This is a genomic window from Falsochrobactrum tianjinense (assembly GCF_019100495.1).
In the GTDB taxonomy this organism is placed as follows: domain Bacteria; phylum Pseudomonadota; class Alphaproteobacteria; order Rhizobiales; family Rhizobiaceae; genus Brucella; species Brucella tianjinense.
Map to the genome: position 1 here is coordinate 1052428 of NZ_JAHRVA010000001.1, position 21051 is coordinate 1073478.

The following is a 21051-nucleotide window of genomic DNA, read 5'->3' on the forward strand; positions in this document are numbered from 1 at the left end:
CACGGATGTTCACCCTTCAATACCGTCAGCTTGCGTGCCGGTTCAGCCTTTCTTGGCCGCAACCAATTCGTCGATTTTGGCGCAGAGGTTCTTCAGAACGAAATATTCTTCTGTCGGAGCCTTGCCTTCGTTCACTTCCTGCGTCCATTGTTCCAGCGGAATTTTGATGCCGAAAGCTTTATCGATAGCGAACACGATGTCGAGGAAATCGAGGCTGTCTATGCCCAGATCATCGATTGTGTGGCTATCCGGCGTGATTGTATCACGGTCGATTTCGCTCGTTTCGGCGATGATGTCGGCGACTTTGTCAAAAGTAGAGGACAAATTTCGATTCCTTTATTCTGGCGATGCCGCAAAAGGCATGCGTCTGAGTATCTGCGCGTGTCTAGCGCTTTTCCCGTGATAGGGAAAGTCATATTGCTTTCACGTTCACCGGGATTTCTAGCGCATATAAGGCGCGTGACATGTGAAGCGCAACATAAAGCGGATTACAAAATTTTGAAATGTCCTTCGCTGAGGGCCAAAAAAACAAGCATATAGGCCTCCATACAGTGCGAAACGCCGTTCGCTACCATTGATTTGAACGACACTCCCTTGCTTCGCGCGCCAGGATGCGTCTTGATAGGGACCCCAATTCATCGGGTTCATTACAGGCGGCTATCGTGACATCGGGAATTTTTGGATATGCACCGGACGGACAAGCGGTTCACCGCCTGACAATCGCCAACGGCCCGCTTGAGGCAAAGATTATCACATGGGGCGCGGCCATTCAGGATTTACGCATGAAGGGCCATGACGCCCCGCTGGTAATTGGCTATCGTGATTTTGCCGATTACCCGGCGCATTCGCCGCATCTTGGTGCGATTGCCGGGCGCTTCTCAAATCGTATCCGCAATGCGTGCTTTGAACTGGATGGCCATATTTACGAGGTCGAAGCTAACCTGAAGGGGCGGCATAATATCCATGGCGGCTCCAAAGGGCTGGGAAAGCGCGTCTGGAAAGTGGCCAGCACCGGCCCCGATTTTGTAACGCTTGCAACCATGGCCGCCGATGGCGAAATGGGCTTTCCGGGCAATCTGAACGTGCATTGCACCTATATGCTCAATGCCGATAGCACCTTGATCGTGCGCCTTGAGGCTGTGACCGACAGGCCGACGATCTGCAATCTTCTCCATCACAGCTATTTCAATCTCGATGATGGCGGCGAAAGCGATATTCTCGATCACGAAGTGAAAATCGAGGCCGACGCCTATATGCCGGTCGACGAAGATCTCATTCCCGATGGCCGCGTTTTGCCAGTCCGGGGAACGCCCTATGATTTTCGTAATTTCCGGTCAGTTCGTTACGAGGAGAACGGCGAGCACATCAAGTATGATAATAATTTCTGCCTTGCCGCCTCGCGCGGGCCGCTACGCCCCTGCGCTTCCGTGAAAGCGGCCCGTTCCAGCATAAGGCTCGACATCGCCACCACGGAACCCGGTGTACAGTTTTATGCGGGCAACACCATGGGCAAGGATTGTATCGGCCTGACCGGCAGGCCCTATGGCGACCACGCCGGGCTCTGCCTTGAGCCGCAGGTCTGGCCGGGATCGCTCGAATATCCTTATTTTCCGCAGGCTATATTGCGTCCGGGCGAGGTCTACGCCCAGACGAGCCACTATACGTTTAGTCGGGGTTAGGGGCTCAGCCAGCAAACGCAGCCCGTGCGGTTTCCATGGGTGCAAGCGCACCGCGAATCTCGACGACGCGCGCGGCGACCGCGTGTGCCTTTTGCGCTGCTTCCACGGGTGACAAGCCTTTCAGGCGCGCCGCGAGATAACCGCCGTTGAAACTGTCGCCCGCGCCAGTCGTGTCGACCGCATCGGCCTTGGCGGACGGGACCAGCACGCGCTCCCCATTGGCAAGGATAAGGGCTGGCTCGGTGCCGTCCTTAACGACGATTTCCTTCACGCCCAGACCTTGCAGTCTTTGCGCGCAAGCGTCGGCGTCTTTATCGCCAAAAAGCGCCTGTTCATCGGGGAAGGTCGGCAATGCGATATCGGCAAGCCGCATGGCTTCGTTGATCGTCTTTTGCGCCGCCTCACGGTCGGGCCAGAGTTGATGGCGGTAGTTTGGATCGAAAGCGATTTTTGAACCTTCGGAGCGGCATTCACGCAGGACTTCAAAGAAAGTTTTGCGATGTTCAGGGAAAATCACTGCCACCGAAATCCCTGAAAAATAGATGATGTCACGCCCTGAAAGGCTGCTTTTTAACACATCGCGGTTGCTTGCAAGCCGCCGGGCTGCGGCGTCACTGCGCCAATAGGTGAAGGAGCGCTCCGCGCCATTGAGCGTGATGGCGTAAAGGCCGGGATGGACGCCCTTGATTGTTGGGCTATGAGCAGTACCGATTCCATGGGACTGGAAAAAGGCGCGCTGTTTTTGCGAAAAATCATCCTCGCCGAAAGCACTCACATATTCCACTGGATAGGATTGATTCGTCAGGGCGCGCATATACCAGGCGGTGTTCAATGTGTCGCCGGCAAATCCCATGCGCCATTGATCGCCGCTATTGCCCGAAAGCTCGATCATGCATTCTCCGATGGATGCAAAACCGCCTTTACCGTCGCCCATATCCGTGTGCCTCCTGTTAATTACGCGTGTACGCCTATACGAAATTGCTGCGATGTAAAATCATCTCGTGAAAAATTCTGCTGTCACGCGGCCTTTATCGACTTGCCACATTCCGCGTGTAACGATCCCGCGAGAAAAGGAATCACCATGCGTTATGCGATTTATTTCACGCCGCCTTCCAGCGACGCGCTTTTGAAAGTGGCTGCCAACTGGCTGGGCCGGGATGCATTCAGCGGCGAGCCGGTCAAGCGACCGGCGATTCGCGCGCTTTCAGCCGAGGAAATCGCGTGCCTTACCGAAGAGCCGCGCCGTTATGGTTTTCACGCTACCCTCAAGGCACCGTTCCGGCTCGATGACGCCTTTGAAGAAAGCGATCTTCTGTCGGCGTTGATGCATTTTGCTTCGCTGACTGCGCCAGTCGTGATTCCACGCTTGAAGCTTCGGGCGCTCGGCCCCTTTTTTGCGCTGGTCCCCCAGGAGCCGGTGGCGGCTCTCAACCAGTTGGCTAATGATGTCGTGGTGTCGTTGGACCGTTTTCGCGCCTCACTAAGGGACATGGAAGTTGCCCGTCGACGCCCGGAGCGACTCAGCGAGCAGCAGCGGCACAATCTTGAGCGCTGGGGCTATCCCTATGTGTTTGAGGAGTTTCGTTTTCATATGACGCTGACAGGGCCTGTCGAGGAAAAGAATCGGCCCCACGTTGAACGTATCTTGCACGATTTTTTTGCACCCGTTCTGGATGAGACGGTCGAGATTGCAAATCTTGCCCTGTTCATGGAGCCTGAACCGGGTGCTCCGTTCGAGATTCATTCGCTGCATCCCATGACCGGTGGTACAAGGATGGCGAAGCCGCCTTCACGGGCTGTTGGGAGACTTTGACGGATGGTAACTGAAACAGTTCTTAAAAATGCACGTATCGTTCTGCCCGACGAAGTGGTTGAGGGGGCTATAAAGATTGTCGATGGCAATATCGTTGATATAGCATCCGGTCCCACCGAAACCGGCAAGGACATGGAAGGCGATTACCTGACGCCGGGGTTGGTCGAACTGCACACCGACCATCTCGAAGGCCATTATGCACCACGCCCGAAAGTGCGCTGGAATCCGATTGCCGCCGTACAGGCGCACGACGCCCAAATCGCGGCTTCCGGCATTACGACTGTCTTCGACGCGCTGCGCATCGGTTTTGACGAGGAAGCGCAGACCGGTATTGAGGATATGCGCAAGCTTTCATCAGCAATCGCCGAAGGCCGGGAAGCTGGACGCCTGCGCGCCGATCACTTTCTGCATCTGCGTTGTGAGGTTTCTGCCCCCGATTGTCAGAGCGCTTTTGAACGCTTCGGCAATCATCCGCTCGTCAGGCTCGTTTCCCTGATGGACCACGCGCCGGGGCAACGCCAGTTTACGGATATCGAGACTTACAAGCTTTATTATATGCGCAAGCTCAAAGTGTCAGAGGAAGAGTTCCGGCTCTATTGCGAAAAGCGCATGCAGCAGTCGCAGCAATATTCAACGCCGACCCGTAAGGCGATAGCCGCGGCCTGCCGTGAACGCGGTGTCATTCTTGCCAGCCACGACGACGCGACGGCGGAGCATGTCGCGGAGGCGAGTGCGCAAGGTATCCGCGTAGCCGAGTTCCCGACCACGCATCTGGCCGCGAAAGCCTCTAAAGAATCGGGCCTGTCGGTTTTGATGGGTGCGCCCAATATCGTGCGCGGCGGTTCACATTCGGGCAATGTTTCGGCCCGCGAACTGGCGGAAGCCGGTTATCTCGACATTATCTCGTCCGATTATATTCCGGCGAGCATGATGCAATCGGCCTTTTTTCTCTCTGATGTGGCTGAGGAAATCTCGCTGCCGCAGGCAATCCGTTTCGTATCTGCCAATCCCGCAAAAGCTGTTGGCTTTGAGGACCGGGGCGAGATCGTGACAGGTAAGCGCGCCGATCTGGTGCGAGTACAGGTGGCTGATCATGTACCAATCATCCGCACGGTTTGGCGGGAAGGGCGGCGCGTGATCTAATCAGCTTGCCGGATAGATAGCTTGCCCGTGCTGCCCACGCTCAGTTGAAGTTCGTGATAGCTGTCAATGCTTTTGTGAGAGGTTTGCGGTGCATGCGGATGCGTGGCGGTCACGACTATAACGCTGGCGCCAGCCGTTTCCCCGGCCACAATGCCCGCCGCAGCGTCCTCGAAAACAAGGCAGTTGCGGGGATCGAAACCAAGCCTCTTGGCCCCAAGCTGAAAACATTCGGGGCTAGGCTTGCCCCGCTCCACGTCTTCGGCGGAGACGATGTTCTGCGGCATTGCCAGTCCAGCGGCCCCAAGGCGGCGGCGCGCCAGTTCCAGCGGCGCGGAGGTAACGATTGCCCAGCGGTCTTTCGGCAGGGAGGCGAGGAATTCCGGTGCGCCGTCAATAGGCACGATACCGTCGAGATCGGCCATTTCCGCTTCGAGCAGAATTTTCGCTTCACGCGCGGGGTCGAGATGGGGTAATCCGAGCCTGCACACGGTCTCGACGGCGCGAACACCATGAACGGTCGGCACGAATGTGACCGGATCGATGCCGTGGCGCTCGGCCCATGCACCCCAGACACGCTCCGTCGCCTCAATCGAACTCAGGATGGTTCCATCCATATCGAACAGAAACGCGTCGAAAGGCTTGTCGAAGGGGGAGAGTGAGCTCACGCTGAAAATCCTTGCATTTCCATGACGGGAATCGGGTGAATTAATCATACCGTGTAAAATGGTCGAAAGTCACATATATCGGCCTATACGCCCAAAGCCTAATGCAGCGATCGTCATAAGCTTGAACATTTCCCCGCTTTGTGGCTTTTTGCACCCACTTGATGGCGTGCCCGTAAACGGAGGCCTGAATCGCATTGTCAGGATTGTTGTTTAAATGACTGAAATAAAAGATGAAAAACACAATTATCCAGACCACAGGTTCTCGGTGGCGCCGATGATGGACTGGTCAGACCGCCATTGCCGCTATCTTCACAGGCTGTTTTCGAAGCGCGCGCTGCTCTATACGGAGATGGTCGTTGCCGATGCCGCCATCCATGGTCCGCGTGAGCGGCTGCTGGGTTTCGGTGCGACCGAGCATCCTGTCGCCTTGCAGCTTGGCGGTTCGGATCCTGCCAAGCTGCGGGAAGCTGCTCGCATTGGTGCGGATTTCGGTTACGATGAAATCAATCTCAATGTCGGCTGCCCCTCCGACCGTGTGCAATCGGGTACATTCGGCGCGTGCCTTATGCAGACGCCCGATATCGTCGCCCGTTGCGTGGAGGCGATGAAAGAAGTTGTATCCGTGCCTGTCACGGTCAAATGCCGGATTGGCGTTGATGATCAGGACCCGGAAACCGCGCTCGATGCGGTCGCCGATCGGGTTCTTGAAGCGGGTGCCGATGCGTTGTGGGTGCATGCCCGAAAAGCTTGGCTGAAAGGGCTCTCGCCAAAAGAAAACCGCGATATTCCGCCTCTCGATTATGAGCGCGTCTATCGTCTCAAAACGCGTCTGGGCGAGGTCTTCGTCGGTATCAATGGCGGTATTGCCAACCTGGATGAATCGAGCGCGCATCTTACCCATATCGATGGCGTCATGCTCGGCCGCGCCGCCTATCATAATCCGGCTTTGCTTGTCGAGGTCGATCACCTCATCTATGACGAGCAATACAAGTCGGTCGATATGACTGAGATTATCGAAGCCATGTGTGATTATACCGACCGGCATATTGCTGCCGGTGGCAGGCTTTCGCATGTCAGCCGCCATATGGTCGGGCTGTTTACAGGCCAGCCGGGCGCAAGGCGCTGGCGACAGATATTGTCCACAGACGCCACAAGACCCGGCGCAACCAGCGATGTGCTGCGTCAAGCTTATTCATCCGTGACGGAAGCTTGCAACGAAGCGGCTTAGTCCACCATGATGAGCTGATCACCGCGGACGCTGAAACCGCCCAATGTTTGCAGAAAATTCATGCCGAGCAGGCTGCCGGTCATCAAACCTTCTTTCGTCACCATGGCGCGCACATTATTGCGCTCGATATCACCGATTTTCAGCGACGATATCTGAATACTGGCGGCGGTCGCCCTGCCATTCGCGGTCATGATCGGCACGGAATAGGCAAGTGAGGCGGTATCGATCCCGGCGCGTTGCGCATCCTCTTGCGAAAGCACCACCGAAGATGCTCCCGTATCGATGAGAAAATGTACGCGCGCGCTATTAACGCGCCCGCTCACTTCAAAATGTCCATTGGCTGATTTGGCCAGCGTAACAGTGAGGGAGCCATCCACGGCGCGATCGGAAATGGGACTGCCAGGAACAAGGCCGGCAGTGATACGGCTGCCCACATCCTGAAGCTCGTAGCGATACTGATAGGCGGCGACGAGGCCCAGTATGATGACGGCCCAGACCGCCATGTTGCGGGCGAAATCGCTCAGTTTTATGCCGGAGCCGAGCAAACCTGCCGCCAGCACAACGCCCCATATTCCAAGATATGCGGCCTGGCCGAAAGCATCATTGGCAAGGCCCAGGGTGGTGCCGCCATCATGATTGCTCATCAGCAGTAAGGCAACGATTGCAATTGCAGCAATCACAATCCAGAAAAAACGCCCCATTAGCCTTCTTTCTTTTCCATTCGTTCATGCCGGGTTGGCAATAAAGCAAGTATAGCTTGCCGTTCTTGATTACCCATGCTTGTCCACCGCGCTATCTCATTCAATGTGCGCGCACAACCCAGACAAAAGCCAGTCCGACTGTCCATGGCGCATACCAATATGCAAGGCGATTCGATGGCTGTTATATTCATGAGAGCAATGTGGTTACGTCACAACGCCGTGACAAGCCCGAGCAGGATTGCAAGCACACCAAGCTGCTGGGCCGCGCCGAGGGTGTCACCCGTTTGGCCTCCGATCCTGGCCATGCATAGTTTTGCAAAACCATAGAGCAGGACGGTTGTAAAGATCAGTGCCGCGAGCAGGGCTGTAAATCCGCCCGCCGGAACGATTGCGATGGCAAGAATACCAAGCCCGATCCCCAGCGCGCAGACAAGCGTTTCCCATTTGGGCGACCCCAGATTGTCGGCAAGTCCGCCGGGACGTGCCGAGGGCAGGCCGTGCCAGAGCGCGAGCATTGCGGCGCGGCTTGCTGCTTCGGCTCCAGTTAGGGCCAATATGGCATAGCCCGTGCCTGCGCGTTGCATGATCGCCGCCAGCAGCGTTGCTTTCAGGCCGGTTGCAATAATCAGCGTAAGGGCCGCAAATGTGCCAATGCGCGAATCCTTCATGATTTCGAGACGCCGTTCGGGTGTGGCAGCGCCAAAAAAACCATCGGCAGTATCGCCAAGGCCATCCTCATGCAATGCGCCGGTCATCGCGATCAATGTGCCCACGGTCATGAAGCTGCATGCGAGAGCGGGAAGACGCAGATAATCGGCGAGCAGAAGGACGATGCCTGCTAGCAGGCCGAGAACGGCCCCCGCCAAAGGAAAGGCGCGTATACTTGTCTTGAGCGAATCGCCTGCACCGTCGAGCCAGTCACGCGGAAGCGGTAAGCGGCTTAAAAAGCCCAGAGACTGGATCGTGTCCCTTATGATGCTGGAAGGTTGCATCTGTTTGCTCCGCTTTATTAACATTCTTTGCCGACGGAATGGCCTGGCGCAAAGAGGTGATTTGAAAATTTGTTCAAGTGCTTATAGGACGAGCGCAACAGTTTTGTACCCTTCCTTGATTGATTGGACCAGATGATATGAGCGCCAGTGGCCTTCCCTTTGACGATTTCCGTGAACTTATTCGCAATCTTCCCGGCCCCGATCTCGGTGCGCAAGCGGTGGTTCTGGCGCGGGAAGCGACTTTGACCAAGCCTGCCGGTTCGCTCGGACAGCTGGAGGAGATCGTCGTCTGGCTGGCTGGTTGGACCGGAAAGCCGGTGCCGCATGTCAATCGTCCACTGGTTGCTGTCTTTGCAGGCAATCACGGTGTGACCGTAAAAAATATCACGCCGTTTCCTTCAAGCGTGACCGCTCAGATGGTTGAAAATTTCGCCGCTGGTGGCGCTGCCATCAATCAGATCTGTATTGCGCACGATCTTGGGCTGAAAGTTTTCGATCTGGCGCTGGAGCACCCTACCGCTGACATTACCGAGGAAGCAGCCATGGATGAGCGCACCTGCGCCGCAACCATGGCGTTCGGCATGGAGGGCATAGCCGGCGGCACCGATCTTCTGTGCATCGGTGAAATGGGAATAGGTAATACGACAATTGCAGCGGCGATTGCGCTGGCGCTTTTCGGAGGTACGGCTGAGGACTGGGTGGGACCGGGTACCGGCTCGACCGGAGAGTTGTTGCAGCGCAAGATTATTGCCGTTCGCGATGCGGTCGCACTACATCAGGCCCATCTGAAAGACCCGCTGGAAGTTCTGCGCCGTCTTGGCGGCAGGGAGATTGCAGCCATGACCGGGGCGATTCTCGCCGCTCGCATGGAAAAAATACCGGTCATCGTTGACGGTTTCGTCGCAAGTTCTGCGGCGGCCATTCTTTATGCAGCCAATCCCGCAGCGCTCGACCATTGCCTTTTCGGCCATGTCTCCGGCGAGCCGGGCCATCGTCTTCTGTTGGAAAAGCTCGGTAAGAAGCCGCTTCTCGATCTTGGTATGCGGCTGGGTGAAGGCACCGGGGCAGCTCTGGCTGCCGGTATCGTCAAGGCCGCGGCTCTTTGCCATAGCGGCATGGCGACCTTCGAGCAGGTAGGCATCACCACCGCCGCGAAATAAGAAAACAGCAAAGCCCGGAATTCGCTCTGGGCTTTTAATTTAGTTGTTTTCCTTATCTAGCACCATGTAGTCGAGCGGCAATTCGGTCGTATACTTGATCTGCTCCATAGCGAAGGAAGAGGACACGTCGCGGATTTCGATCTTGCTTATCAGGCGCTTGTAAAAAGCGTCATAGGCGGCGATATCCGGCACAGCAACACGCAGAAGATAATCGACGTCGCCGCTCATGCGGTAGAATTCGATTACTTCCGGAAATTCCTGAACGACTTCGGAAAAGCGCTTGAGCCATTCATTGCTGTGCGAACTGGTGCGCACCGACACAAAGACGGTGACGCGCGTATTGACACGTACGGGATCAAGAATGGCGACGCGGCGCTTGATGACGCCATCTTCTTCCAGTTTCTGAATACGACGCCAGCAGGGTGTCGTGGAAAGTCCGACCTTCTTGGCGACGTCAGCCACCGCCAATGTTGCATCTTCCTGCAATAAACGCAGTATTTTCCTGTCGAGTCTGTCCATCGATATCGTTCCCAGTTTTAGAAATCATTTCCGCAGAGAGCGGTCGTATTGAAACATCATACCTTATGAATTGCATTCGCGCGAATTTACAGGGAAATTATTCTATTGAGAATAACAGCTCTGAAAATTATTTTCCGTTATCGATCAACTGGCGGACTTTTTGTCGGAGAATGGGAACAAGCTTTGCGTCGAACCAGGGATTCCGCTTCAGCCAGCCGCTATTGCGCCAAGAAGGATGGGGCAGGGGAAGCACGATCCGTCCGGCTTCATTCGGGGTCGCCACGAAGCCTCGCCAGTTCTGAACCGTTTCTGTCAGATTTTTCTTGCGCCAGTCTGGCAGATGATAGGCGAGGGCATACTGGCCGACGACGAGGACGAATTCGAGTTGCGGCATCGCGGCGAAAATATGGTCATGCCAGTTTTGTCGGCATTCGCGGCGTGGCGGCAGGTCACCCCCATGCTGATCATAGCCGGGAAAGCAGAAGCCCATGGGGACGATTGCAAACAGGGCCGGGTCGTAAAACTCCTCGCGGCTGGTGCCCAGCCATTGCCGAAGGCGATCGCCGGAAGGATCGTTGAACGGCAGCGACGTGTTATGCACGCGAATGCCCGGCGCCTGTCCGCAGATCGCAATGCGGGCAGTATTGGAAATAATACAGACCGGGTTGGGTTCATGGGGCAAAGGCGGTGGAAACAGCGGCGCGTCGCGGCAAATACGACATGCCTGGATCGAGCGCCTCAACTCGTCCAAATTTTCCATGAAACAGGTCGACTCCAATGGTCAGGAATAAATAAGAGCGATGATGCGCTTTCTGATATAATGTATCAATTCGCTTATTGCACCAGATGGCGATGCACCGTGGCCGGTTTCCATCTCCTCATCAGACTTTTGGTGTTCCTTGCGCCATTGAGATGGTGTTTCAAACTGCCCCGCCCATAAGCCGCGTTGCTCACGGCGGGCAAGAGCTTCTTCGCTACGGTAATCGCCATAAGAAACCGCCCAGCCTTGTTCGACCATCCATAGGTTGAGATCGGTTTCGGCAAGATAACACCGGGCAAGGTCGCGGCGATATTTATCCAATCCCTCTTTCTTACAGCGAATCGCCCTTCTGCCAATCTTGTTTCGCAGCATGGCGCGCGCTTCCCTGCCGCACGCATATTCCCGCCCCGCCTTTTGGCAAAATTGTCCCATTTCCGGTGCATCGATACCAAGAAGGCGGATATGGATTCGACCCAGAACAACTGTGTCGCCATCGATGACATAGGCCGCTCCAGTGAGAGTTTCTGTCGGCTTGCGATTAGCGGGCAGGGACAGGATAATTGCGCCAAGGCCGAAAAAAAGAAACAATGTCAGAAGGATATTGAAAATACCTCTGATTCCTCTTCCGTTTCGCCTACGATGAAGTCGCCGGTAAACACGCCGCTTGTCGTTCATTTTCCGCCCTCTGGATCATCCATCTAATAGCCTATCTCGTTGACTGGAAAAATCACGGCATCTCCAATTGTCCCATCTCCATCATGTGAGGGAGCTGTGACCCAGAGTTTGTGTTTAATCGGCAACAGTCTTTACCATTGCTTCAGGCTATAAGGGCGTCGAACGGCTTTTGCCCATTTCCCGCCACAAAGGCGCGCCACCCGATAGGAAAGTAAAAGCTGTTGAACGGCGGTGGGGCTTTCGGCTCCCGGCAGGATAGGAAGAGATGAAGAAAGGCGTATTGTTGAGTAACGATCCGTTTTTGAGCAGTAACGGCACTGCTCTGCTTCCTGTTCGTATCGTACGAAATGGTCAGGCTTTTTTCCGTCAAAATCGGGACGCACTGTTGACCAAAAGGCAATCTATTCTGCCTTTCAAGTCCATTTTGTTCACCCAATGTGAAAGACCGGCGTTGTGATGCGTATTCGCAGTTTTTCATATCCCCTCGTTGCCTTGGCGCTTGGCTTTGCAGTTGTCTGCAACAGCGCATCGGCCTTCGATCTGAACGACAGTTCCGAAAAGTCCCGAAGCCCGTTTGAATTGTTCAAGTTTGGATTTTCCGCTTACAAGAACGGCCATAAGGATGAGGCAGTCAAGGCTTTGCGTTATGCCGCTGAACGTGGCCATCAGGGGGCCAAATGGAAGCTGGCCCGCATGTATGCCGATGGTGATGGCGTTGCGGAAAACGACTATGAAGCCTACCAGATTTTCGAGAAGATCGTTCGCGATGGAGCAGAGCCCGGTTCCGAAAATGAATCTTACGTTGCGGATGCGCTGGTCGCCCTTGCCGGCTATGTGAAGCAGGGGATTCCCGGCACACCGGTCAATTCCGATCCCCGTTTTGCCCGTAATCTTTATGTGCAGGCTGCATCGAATTTCGGCGACGCGGCGGCCCAGTTCGAGCTTGGAAAGATGCTTCTTTCCGGCGAGGGCGGGGAGCGCAATGCCGTTCAGGCCGCGCGCTGGTTCCAGCTTGCGGCCAAAAAAGGCAATGCGAGTGCGCAGGCAATGCTTGGCAATATGCTGTTTCAGGCAGGCAAGACGGTACGCGGTCTTGCTATGCTGACAGCGGCCTTCGAGCGCTGCCCGACGGAGGATTGCATCTGGATACGCGATATGCAGGAACAGGCGTTCTCTATTGCCCCGGAAGCTGATCGCCGCAACGCAGTGGCTCTTGCCAGCGATTATATCACTAAAGGCGAATATTGAAGTGAAAGCCGGTTCGGCTTTCTTGCTACTTCAGCCGGATTAGAAGGAAAATGTCGCCGTTACAGGCACATGATCCGACGGCTTTTCCCATGCCCTAGTGTGCTTTTCAATATCTGCAGAGACAAAATGATTGGCCGCTTCCGGCGAAAGCATCAAATGGTCGATGCGGATACCGTTATTTTTCTGCCATGCTCCGGCCTGATAATCCCAGAACGAATAAATGCCTTCTTCGTCCGTCGCCGCGCGTATTGCATCGGTGAAGCCGAGATTTTCGAGCCTGCGGAACGCCTGACGTGATTGCGGCAAAAACAGCGCGTCCCCCAGCCATTGCTGCGGGTTTTTGGCATCATATGGTTCAGGGATGACATTGTAATCGCCAGCAAGAACCAGTGGTTCTTCAAGTTTGAGCCTGCATTTGGCCCATGCTTCCAGACGCTGCATCCATGACAGCTTGTAAGGGAATTTCTCAGTATCGACCGGATTACCGTTGGGCAGATAGAGCGACACGACGCGCACCACGCCTTTTTCCGTCGAAAAAACACCTTCGATAAACCGCGCCTGCTCGTCGCCATCATCGCCGGGAAGGCCGCGAATGACTTCATCAGGCGATTTTTTCGACAGGATTGCGACGCCGTTAAAGCCTTTCTGGCCGTGCGTTTCGACATGATAGCCGAGCGCTTCGATCTCCAGCCGGGGAAATAAATCATCAACCGACTTGATTTCCTGCAAGCAGGCAATGTCGGGCGATGATTCCTTCAGCCAGTGCTGAAGATTGTCGATCCGCGCCTTGACGCCATTAATGTTCCATGTCGCGATTTTCATGATGAAATGATTAGGCACTCTGCCGGGCGAGGGCAAGCGCCGCTCAGGCTCCACCACAGAAATTACCCTGCAAATTCGCGAATGGCCATATTTCTTTCCTTTGATAGCCTTGTTCGTTTGTATTGCCGCTTTTGCGTTCCTATCTCCTTTTCATCTTAATCCATCAGGAGATTTGCATGTTCGACGCCAAAAAGCTTCTCGACCAGTTTCTGGGATCGCAGATACCCGGCATGTCCGGGAGCGTCCGCGACAAAGCGGGACAGGCTGCGGGTCTGGCCCAGCGTAACCCTTTGGCAACCGGCGCGATAGCAGCCGCTATTCTGGGTACCAAAACCGGCCGCAAGCTGGCTGGCAATGTCGCGGCGGTGGGTGGCGTGGCCGCTATCGCCGGCCTGGGGTATCTCGCTTACAAGAATTACAAATCGGGTCAGTCGCCGCAAATGGCCCAGCAGCCAGTGGCGCAGGGGCCTGAACTGCTTCCGCCACCTGCCGATTCTCCTTTTCATCCCCAGTCGTCGGCAATGAGCAACAGTTTTGTGCTGACGCTTGTTCAGGCGATGATTGCGGCGGCAAAGGCTGATGGCCATATCGATGATGCCGAACGCGCGCGCATCATGGAAAAAGTGCAGATTTCGGGACTGGATGACGAGGCAGAAGCGTTTCTTCAGAATGAACTGGCCGATCCGGTCGATCTCGATACATTAGTTGCCGCAGCGCACACCGAGGAGCAGAAGGTCGAACTCTATACGGCCTCGCGCCTGACCATTGATCCCGACAGCCGTGCGGAACGCGGCTATCTCGACATGCTGGCCGGACGGCTCGGCCTGCCGGATGCTCTTGTCGATCATATTGACGCGACGGTTTCATCGGTGAAGCAATAACAAAAGAAAACCGGCTGCAAAATGCAGCCGGTTTTAATTTCTCAAATACGATCTTAAAGCGCAAAGCTTGTGCCGCAGCCGCATGACGCCGTAGCGTTCGGGTTGCGGATCTGGAACGATTGCCCCATCAGGTCATCGACGAAATCGATTTCCGAACCATCCAGATAGGGAACGGAAATCGAGTCGATCAGTACCTTTGCTCCGAGCTTCTCGATAACAAGATCGTCGTCGGCCTGCTCATCCACCAGATCATATTTATAGGAGAATCCAGAGCAGCCTCCACCTTCGACAGAAACGCGAAGCGCGCTCTTGTCCGGTTCTGAACTGATAATCTTGGCAATCCGCTTAGCTGCGGATTCGGAAACGGTGATATCTGTCATCTGTCTTGTCCGCTTGCAGTTGCGAGGGGCGAATTGGATTTTACTCGAAGTTTCAACGAACGCATACTTGCTTTCATATCTGACTGATAGCTAAGAACGCGGGGTCAGGAAGTCAATCTCCGCGCAAGGCGGATGTAATCATATTACATTGAAGGATGCACCGCAATGTCACTGGAAGGAATAGGTTTCGGTTATCGCGAACGTGCGCCCTATGCTTGCGATCCGGCAATAAGCCGGGGGAGGCTGGTGCCCGAACCCGAGAGCGCGACGCGTACGCCTTTTCAGCGTGACCGTGATCGGATCATTCACTCCACGGCATTTCGGCGTCTCAAGCATAAGACACAGGTCTTTATTGCTCACGAGGGCGATCATTATCGAACCCGGCTCACCCATACGATAGAAGTGGCGCAGATCGCGCGGGCCTTGGCGCGGGCGCTGCGGCTCGATGAGGATCTCGCGGAAGCGGTTGCACTGGTTCATGATTTTGGCCATACGCCCTTTGGTCATACTGGCGAAGAAGCACTGAATGAGCGTATGAAATCTTATGGCGGCTTCGATCATAATGCCCAGTCCTTGCGTCTCGTCACCAAGCTTGAGCATCGTTATGCCGAATTCGACGGCCTCAATCTTTCATGGGAAACGCTGGAAGGGCTGGTCAAACACAACGGCCCCCTGATCGGCCCCGCCACTACGCACCCGCAAACGCCGGTGCCCCAACCCGTTCTCGACTTTAACGAGCGCTACGATCTTGAACTTGCCCGTTTTGCCAGCCTTGAGGCGCAATGCGCCGCAATCGCCGACGACATAGCCTATAATGCGCATGATATTGACGATGGCCTGCGCTCGGGCCTGCTGACGCTGGAATCACTCGATGAAGTGCCGTTGACCGAGCGGCTGCTCGACGTTGTGCGGGAGCGTTATCCCGGACTTGACCCGGTGCGCACGAGCCATGAACTGGTCCGGCGTCAGATTACGATCATGGTCGAGGATGTGATTAAAGAGGCGCAACGCCGTATCGCTGCGGCAAATCTGCAAAGTGTCGAGGATGTGCGTGACCAGCCGGGGGCGCTAGTCGGCTTTTCCTTGACGATGCAGAATGAAGAAAAAGCCTTGAAACGCTTTTTGTTCAAGAACCTTTATTTCCATGAAAGCGTCGTCGTCCGCAGACAGGCGGCGGACAGGATCGTTCTGGACCTGTTCGATATCTGCTTCAGCGATCCTTCCATCATGCCGTCCGAGTGGCAATCCGGTTGCGATGCACTGGACGAAGCGGGTCGTGCGCGCCGCGTCGCCGACTATCTTGCCGGAATGACCGACAATTATGCAGTGCGCGAACACCGACGACTGTTTGACCACACACCCGATTTAGCTTAATCGGGGCGGATAGAGCGGGTTTCAAAGCACGGATAGAGTGAAAGCCCGCTATTTTTATCACAAGCCGACGCCGGAAACATCGCCGGAACCTGACGAAAGCCTGACAGGACGTACCATGAATATCTTCGCAGATTTCGACGCGCGCATCAAAAAGACATTACAAAATATTGATTTGAAATCGAAAGATGGTGGAGAGCTCGATCTGTCGCGTGTCAGCGTCGAGCCGCCGCGCGATGCCTCGCATGGCGATATCGCCACCAACGCCGCTATGGTGCTTTCTAAGGCCGTCGGACAGAATCCGCGCGAACTGGCCGCTTCCATCGCTGAAGCGCTCAGTTCCGATACGGATGTCGAATCGGTTGATGTGGCTGGCCCCGGCTTTATCAATCTGCGGCTCAAGGCCGGCTATTGGCAGCGCCAGCTCGCGTCCATGCTCAATGAGAGCACCGATTTTGGTCGCTCGAAGCTTGGGCACGGTTTGAAGGTCAATGTCGAATATGTTTCAGCCAACCCGACCGGCCCGATGCATGTCGGGCATTGCCGCGGCGCCGTTGTTGGTGATGTGCTGGCAAACCTGCTGAAATTTGCGGGCTATGAGGTCGTCAAGGAATATTACATCAACGATGCAGGCGCGCAGATCGATGTTCTGGCGCGCTCGGTGATGCTGCGCTACCGCGAGGCGCTGGGAGATGATATCGGAGAAATCCCGGCTGGGCTTTATCCTGGCGATTATCTGGTTCCGGTCGGCCAGAAACTGGCGGAAGAGTACGGGCGGAATCTTCTGCAAATGTCCGACGAGGAGGCGCTGGCTATCGTCAAGGGCCGCACGATCGATGCCATGATGGTCATGATCCGCGCCGATCTCGATGCGCTCAATGTTCATCATGACGTGTTCTATTCCGAACGCACATTGCATGCCGATCGCGCTCGCGCCATCCGTGCGGCGATCAATGATCTGACGTTGAAAGGGCACGTCTATAAGGGCAAGCTGCCCCCACCCAAGGGCCAGATTCCGGAAGAATGGGAAGATCGCGAGCAGACCCTGTTTCGTTCGACCGAAGTGGGCGACGATATTGACCGCCCGTTGATGAAGTCCGACGGAGAATTTACCTATTTTGCCGCTGATGTTGCTTATTTTAAAGATAAGTATGATCGCGGTTTCAATGAGATGATCTATGTGCTGGGCGCTGACCATGGCGGTTATGTCAAGCGGCTGGAAGCTGTCGCGCGTGCGGTTTCGGACGGCAAGGCGAAACTGACCGTATTGCTCTGCCAGCTTGTGAAGCTTTTCCGTAATGGCGAGCCAGTGCGCATGTCAAAGCGTTCGGGCGAATTCATCACCTTGCGCGATGTCGTTGACGAGGTGGGGCGTGATCCAGTGCGCTTCATGATGCTTTATCGGAAGAGCGACGCGCCGCTTGATTTCGACTTTGCCAAGGTGACGGAGCAATCCAAGGATAATCCCGTATTTTATGTGCAATATGCCTCGGCGCGTTGCCATTCGGTTTTCCGTCAGGCTGGCGATCAGCTTGGTTTTGCAGATCTGGACCGGATTTCCATGGCCGACCACTTTGAGAAGCTGACTGATGAGAGCGAAATCGCGCTCATCCGCAAGCTTGCCGAATATCCGCGTCTGATCGAATCTGCTGCCACGCATCAGGAGCCGCATCGTTTGGCTTTCTACCTCTATGACCTTGCCAGTTCGTTCCATTCTCAGTGGAACAAGGGTACAGAAAACCCGGACTTACGTTTTATTAAGGTTAACGATCCAAACTTGTCGCTAGCAAGGCTAGGGCTGGTGCAGGTTGTTTCCGATGTGCTGACTTCCGGTTTGACCATAATTGGTGCGGATGCTCCCATGGAAATGCGCTAGGACAGTTCCGCTCCCATAAGCTCAACGAAGGTGCTGAGCTGGGGCCGGTAAGTCAAAAGATGGAAGATCGACGAGGCTGCAAGTCGTCGGTCTTCCTTCAGGCGCAGGAAATTGCCGTCAACTTTTGCCCACATTGCCTCGCTACAACATAATGTATCGAGACGTCTTGCGGCGTCCAGGGTTGAGTTAGGAACACGTCATGACGGACAGCAGTGCTACCCCCCGTAACTACGGCGAACGCCCGCTGCACGAAGACGATCCGCTGATGGAACTTTCGCGGATTATGGATTTCGGCGCGTCCGCTGAAAACACTACTGAAAGAAGCGAGTATCACCCGAAACCGGATTTTGAGCCGAGCCTCAATTCTGCGCCGGATGATCTTGCCCTTGAGCTTGAGCGTGAACTCCTCGGCGATTTTGAGCCGCCACTTCAGGACCAATCCTTCACGCCTTTTCAAACCACTGAAATCGCTGCGAGTGATCATGCTGCCCCGCAGGTTCAGAATAATGAACCTGTATTTACTCCCGAAGAGGAGCCGGATATTCATCTGGAAGCGCATGATGAGACAATACCCGAAGCGCAGTCTTTCGAGTTTATCGAGGCGGATGGCTCCGAGCCGGTGCCGCAATTCGACTATAATGACTATTCGCAGGCACGGGACGCTTTCGGCGATAGCCTTCCCGCAGTCTCGACTGAGAACGAGCAGAATTATGCGAACGAACAGGTTGCTTCTAGCGACCTCGATTCCGCCCTTTTTCCCACTATGGACGAGTTGCAGAGCGACGGCTATCTGAACGAAGATTCGTCTGGCTCTGATTGGGATATTCCGGTGATTGAGCCGAATAATGAGACTTATCGGTCTGTGCCAGCCCATTCGTCGCCTTCGCTTGAAGACGAGTTGGAAAATCTTCTGTTCGGGGATGAACCGCAGGCGGCGTCTCAGCCATCGACCTATGCCGAAATGCCGGAACAGCCGCAGGATATTACATCCCATGGGACAGGTGATTTCCACAATGAACCGGCATTTCAGGGCGATGTGGAGCAGGGCTATGGCAAGACGGCGCAATCCGCCGAATCTTCCTATCAGCCAGATCAGGCTTCCTATTCGGAAGCGCAGGTTTATCCGCATTATCCGCGCAGCAATTTCACGGCTGGCGCTGGCGTAAGCGGCGTGCTCTCAGCCGAACCGCATCTGGCTGAACCTCCTGCTCATGAAGCGGTGGAGAATGCGCTGGACGATTTCACTTTTGAAGACGATTTTACCTTTGAGAATGAACAGTCTCCATCCGACAGTCTTGCAGGAGAGGCAACTGACGACGATTTGCCGGACTTCGATGAAATCTCGTTTGGCGAGGATGATTTCGGCTTTGAAGCATCGGGCGACCTTTCTGCCGTCCCATCCGCACCAACCAGCGAGGAAGCGAACCTCTTTAATGAAGAGGACTTTTTTAGCATCGATGATCTTGATCTGGCGGAAGAGGTTGGCGACGATCCGGTTCAGGTGTCTGGCTACGCGCATGCAACTTATTCGGATGAAGGTCGGCAGGCCGTTGATGCGTCCTTTCCAGGCTATGCGAATGCGCCCCCGGCATTCGATGCTCTCGCTCCAGAAGTAGAAACCGTCAATGTTGCGGAAAGCAAGGTTGAACAGACCCACGCCCTTGATCTGCCGGAAATCGAATATGGCGAAGAGGAGGCGAATGCCGGTTTGTCCGAGCTGGAAACCGAATTTGCAGAGGTTTTCAATACGATAGAAGTGGACGAAAGCGCTACAAAAACCGATGCGCAGAGCGAGGCGGACAAGGCATTTGAAGATATTTTCCGCGAAAGCGCCTCGTCCTATCTCCCCGAGAGCAAGGTTGTGGCTGGCGCAGCCCTTGGTCTGGCGGCTGCGACAACGTCATACGGACGCCCTCCGGCCTATGGTCAATCCGCTGCTTCCGACAAGGCTGCCGATTTAAACGCTTCCAGCGACGATTTTTACAATCATTGGGCCGCGCAGGGCGCGCAGACAATGGAAGGTGCCGATTTTGGCGAACGCGCCGCCATGCAACCCGAAGATGATCTGGGGAGCGCTGCCGAAGCTTACCGCAACCGTCCCGTTCGCGGGCGTCGTGGTCTTATTCTTGCAAGTGTTGCGGGGATTGCAGTGTTGATTGGCGGTATTGGCTATCATTTTCTTGGCAATGGCGGTTCGGGCGAACCCGTCGTCATCCGGGCCGATAATAACCCGGTCAAGATCCAGCCGGAGAACCCGGGCGGCGTCACGGTACCCAATCAAGATAAAGCCGTTTATGACCGCGTTGCGGGTACATTGCCCGGCAGCCCTGAACAGAAGTCCCTGATTTCGTCCGGTGAGGAGCCGGTCGATCTTTCTTCAGCGCAAAACACCGAACCTGCAATGAACGAATTTCCTGATGCCGATCCGCAGCCGAATGCTCCACTGATCCAGCCGCGTGAAGTGGAAACCATGATCGTTCGTCCCGATGGCTCGATCGTGCCATCGTCGGCTCCTGCGCCTGCACAGTCGGCGCTGGATGATTCTGCGCCAATCGCACCGCCTGCGGAGACTGATGAAATTGCAGCTCTTGCTTCGGGCAATGATGTTCCGCAGGAATTGGCAACCCAGCCTGCAAGCTCCACCGTTCCAGATTCTGCGCTGGAAACGGCTGCACCCCAAACGCCGCCGCAATTGCCGGTGCGCGCGCCAATCGTGCCTTCGCGTCCCGCCGATCAGCCAATCAATGTCGTTGGCAATGTTCCCCAGCGCACGCAGGCTGCTCCGGCACCACAGGTGGCTTCCGCTGCCGCTGCGGGCGGCTATTTCATCCAGATCGCGTCACAGCCATCGGCTGAGCTGGCGCAGAGATCTTATGCCAATATGGCGCAGCGCTATGGCAGCGTGATTGGCGGACGCAGCGTGGATATCAAGCGGGCGGATATTCCGAACAAGGGTACTTATTACCGCGTGCGGGTTCAGGCCGGCTCGAAAGACGATGCTACGGCTCTTTGTGGACGTCTCAAGACTGCGGGCGGAAGCTGCTTTGTGACGCAATAAGCCCATTCATATAAGTTGATGACGAAAAGGGCGGCGCTGGCCGCCCTTTTTCTTGACTCTCCGGTTGATAATTTTTCAGC

Annotated in this window: 22 protein-coding genes; 10 read left to right on the top strand and 12 right to left on the bottom strand. The window is 55.3% G+C overall.

All coding sequences use genetic code 11. The annotated features are described in order from the left end of the window. Positions 1–42 precede the first annotated feature (42 nt). Positions 43–324 carry an acyl carrier protein gene (locus KUG47_RS05040; RefSeq protein ID WP_007874646.1) on the bottom strand — a complete coding sequence of 94 codons (282 nt, stop codon included), beginning with the start codon at positions 322–324 and terminating at the stop codon, positions 43–45. Positions 325–662: 338 nt separating this feature from the next. Here KUG47_RS05040 and KUG47_RS05045 point away from each other — a divergent pair, with 338 nt between their 5' ends. Next, the gene (locus KUG47_RS05045; RefSeq protein WP_217676808.1) at positions 663–1679 is read left to right on the top strand and encodes an aldose epimerase family protein; all 1017 of its coding nucleotides are present in this window, start codon (positions 663–665) and stop codon (positions 1677–1679) included. Positions 1680–1683: 4 nt separating this feature from the next. Here the strand turns inward: KUG47_RS05045 and KUG47_RS05050 are convergent, their stop codons facing one another. Next, positions 1684–2613 carry a sugar kinase gene (locus tag KUG47_RS05050; protein WP_217676809.1) on the bottom strand — a complete coding sequence of 310 codons (930 nt, stop codon included), beginning with the start codon at positions 2611–2613 and terminating at the stop codon, positions 1684–1686. A 147-nt stretch (positions 2614–2760) separates the two neighbouring features. On the opposite strand from KUG47_RS05050, the gene KUG47_RS05055 reads away from it, so the two are divergent. Both KUG47_RS05055 and KUG47_RS05060 read left to right on the top strand, forming a co-directional pair. Further along, positions 2761–3492, top strand: a complete 732-nt coding sequence (locus tag KUG47_RS05055; RefSeq protein WP_217676810.1) for a DUF1045 domain-containing protein — start codon at positions 2761–2763, stop codon at positions 3490–3492. Positions 3493–3495: 3 nt separating this feature from the next. After that, positions 3496–4635, top strand: coding sequence for an alpha-D-ribose 1-methylphosphonate 5-triphosphate diphosphatase (locus KUG47_RS05060; RefSeq protein ID WP_217676811.1), 1140 nt, complete (start codon positions 3496–3498; stop codon positions 4633–4635). Here the strand turns inward: KUG47_RS05060 and KUG47_RS05065 are convergent. Continuing rightward, positions 4632–5300 carry an HAD family hydrolase gene (locus KUG47_RS05065; RefSeq protein WP_217676812.1) on the bottom strand — a complete coding sequence of 223 codons (669 nt, stop codon included), beginning with the start codon at positions 5298–5300 and terminating at the stop codon, positions 4632–4634. The genes KUG47_RS05060 and KUG47_RS05065 overlap by 4 nt on opposite strands. A 214-nt stretch (positions 5301–5514) precedes the next feature. Between KUG47_RS05065 and dusA the strand changes: the two genes are divergently transcribed. Further along, positions 5515–6528, top strand: coding sequence for a tRNA dihydrouridine(20/20a) synthase DusA (dusA, locus tag KUG47_RS05070; protein WP_217676813.1), 1014 nt, complete (start codon positions 5515–5517; stop codon positions 6526–6528). Here dusA and KUG47_RS05075 read toward each other — a convergent pair. Genes KUG47_RS05075 through KUG47_RS05085 form a run of 3 tightly spaced genes read right to left on the bottom strand, consistent with a single transcriptional unit; the run spans position 6525 to position 8221 of the window. Further along, on the bottom strand, positions 6525–7229 hold the full coding sequence (locus KUG47_RS05075) for a TIGR02281 family clan AA aspartic protease (RefSeq protein WP_217676814.1): 705 nt from the start codon (positions 7227–7229) through the stop codon (positions 6525–6527). The two genes, dusA and KUG47_RS05075, sit on opposite strands and share 4 nt — an antisense overlap. Beyond that, the gene (locus tag KUG47_RS05080) at positions 7229–7420 is read right to left on the bottom strand and encodes a DUF1289 domain-containing protein (protein ID WP_217676815.1); all 192 of its coding nucleotides are present in this window, start codon (positions 7418–7420) and stop codon (positions 7229–7231) included. The genes KUG47_RS05075 and KUG47_RS05080 overlap by 1 nt, the downstream gene beginning before the upstream one ends. Before the next feature lie 18 nt (positions 7421–7438). After that, complete coding sequence (locus KUG47_RS05085) at positions 7439–8221, bottom strand: adenosylcobinamide-GDP ribazoletransferase (protein ID WP_217676816.1); 783 nt, start codon at positions 8219–8221, stop codon at positions 7439–7441. Positions 8222–8358: 137 nt separating this feature from the next. Here KUG47_RS05085 and cobT point away from each other — a divergent pair, with 137 nt between their 5' ends. Next, positions 8359–9381 (top strand): nicotinate-nucleotide--dimethylbenzimidazole phosphoribosyltransferase, encoded by a 1023-nt coding sequence (cobT, locus tag KUG47_RS05090; protein ID WP_217676817.1) that lies wholly within the window; start codon positions 8359–8361, stop codon positions 9379–9381. A 39-nt stretch (positions 9382–9420) separates the two neighbouring features. Here the strand turns inward: cobT and KUG47_RS05095 are convergent, their stop codons facing one another. From KUG47_RS05095 to KUG47_RS05105, 3 genes are all read right to left on the bottom strand, one after another. Beyond that, positions 9421–9900: an Lrp/AsnC family transcriptional regulator gene (locus KUG47_RS05095; protein WP_024896587.1), complete on the bottom strand. Its 480-nt coding sequence runs from the start codon at positions 9898–9900 to the stop codon at positions 9421–9423. 127 nt (positions 9901–10027) lie between these two features. Further along, positions 10028–10660 carry a uracil-DNA glycosylase family protein gene (locus KUG47_RS05100; RefSeq protein ID WP_217676818.1) on the bottom strand — a complete coding sequence of 211 codons (633 nt, stop codon included), beginning with the start codon at positions 10658–10660 and terminating at the stop codon, positions 10028–10030. Positions 10661–10681: 21 nt separating this feature from the next. Continuing rightward, positions 10682–11335 carry a thermonuclease family protein gene (locus KUG47_RS05105; protein WP_217676819.1) on the bottom strand — a complete coding sequence of 218 codons (654 nt, stop codon included), beginning with the start codon at positions 11333–11335 and terminating at the stop codon, positions 10682–10684. 456 nt (positions 11336–11791) lie between these two features. On the opposite strand from KUG47_RS05105, the gene KUG47_RS05110 reads away from it, so the two are divergent. Next, a complete protein-coding gene (locus KUG47_RS05110; protein ID WP_217676820.1) occupies positions 11792–12583 on the top strand; it encodes a tetratricopeptide repeat protein in 792 nt (263 codons plus the stop codon). 39 nt (positions 12584–12622) lie between these two features. Here the strand turns inward: KUG47_RS05110 and xth are convergent, their stop codons facing one another. Continuing rightward, positions 12623–13405, bottom strand: a complete 783-nt coding sequence (xth, locus tag KUG47_RS05115) for an exodeoxyribonuclease III (RefSeq protein WP_217676821.1) — start codon at positions 13403–13405, stop codon at positions 12623–12625. Positions 13406–13581: 176 nt separating this feature from the next. Here xth and KUG47_RS05120 point away from each other — a divergent pair, with 176 nt between their 5' ends. Then, positions 13582–14286: a tellurite resistance TerB family protein gene (locus tag KUG47_RS05120; protein WP_217676822.1), complete on the top strand. Its 705-nt coding sequence runs from the start codon at positions 13582–13584 to the stop codon at positions 14284–14286. Positions 14287–14339: 53 nt separating this feature from the next. Here KUG47_RS05120 and erpA read toward each other — a convergent pair whose 3' ends face one another. Continuing rightward, positions 14340–14666, bottom strand: a complete 327-nt coding sequence (gene erpA / locus KUG47_RS05125; protein ID WP_217676823.1) for an iron-sulfur cluster insertion protein ErpA — start codon at positions 14664–14666, stop codon at positions 14340–14342. A 165-nt stretch (positions 14667–14831) separates the two neighbouring features. Between erpA and KUG47_RS05130 the strand changes: the two genes are divergently transcribed. Both KUG47_RS05130 and argS read left to right on the top strand, forming a co-directional pair. Beyond that, on the top strand, positions 14832–16040 hold the full coding sequence (locus KUG47_RS05130) for a deoxyguanosinetriphosphate triphosphohydrolase (RefSeq protein ID WP_217676824.1): 1209 nt from the start codon (positions 14832–14834) through the stop codon (positions 16038–16040). A gap of 115 nt (positions 16041–16155) precedes the next feature. Continuing rightward, on the top strand, positions 16156–17913 hold the full coding sequence (gene argS / locus KUG47_RS05135; protein ID WP_217676825.1) for an arginine--tRNA ligase: 1758 nt from the start codon (positions 16156–16158) through the stop codon (positions 17911–17913). Here argS and KUG47_RS05140 read toward each other — a convergent pair. After that, positions 17910–18047: a hypothetical protein gene (locus KUG47_RS05140; protein ID WP_217676826.1), complete on the bottom strand. Its 138-nt coding sequence runs from the start codon at positions 18045–18047 to the stop codon at positions 17910–17912. The two genes, argS and KUG47_RS05140, sit on opposite strands and share 4 nt — an antisense overlap. 65 nt (positions 18048–18112) lie before the next feature. On the opposite strand from KUG47_RS05140, the gene KUG47_RS05145 reads away from it, so the two are divergent. Beyond that, entirely contained in the window at positions 18113–20971 is a 2859-nt protein-coding gene (locus KUG47_RS05145; RefSeq protein ID WP_217676827.1) for an SPOR domain-containing protein, read from the top strand. Positions 20972–21051: the final 80 nt, after the last annotated feature.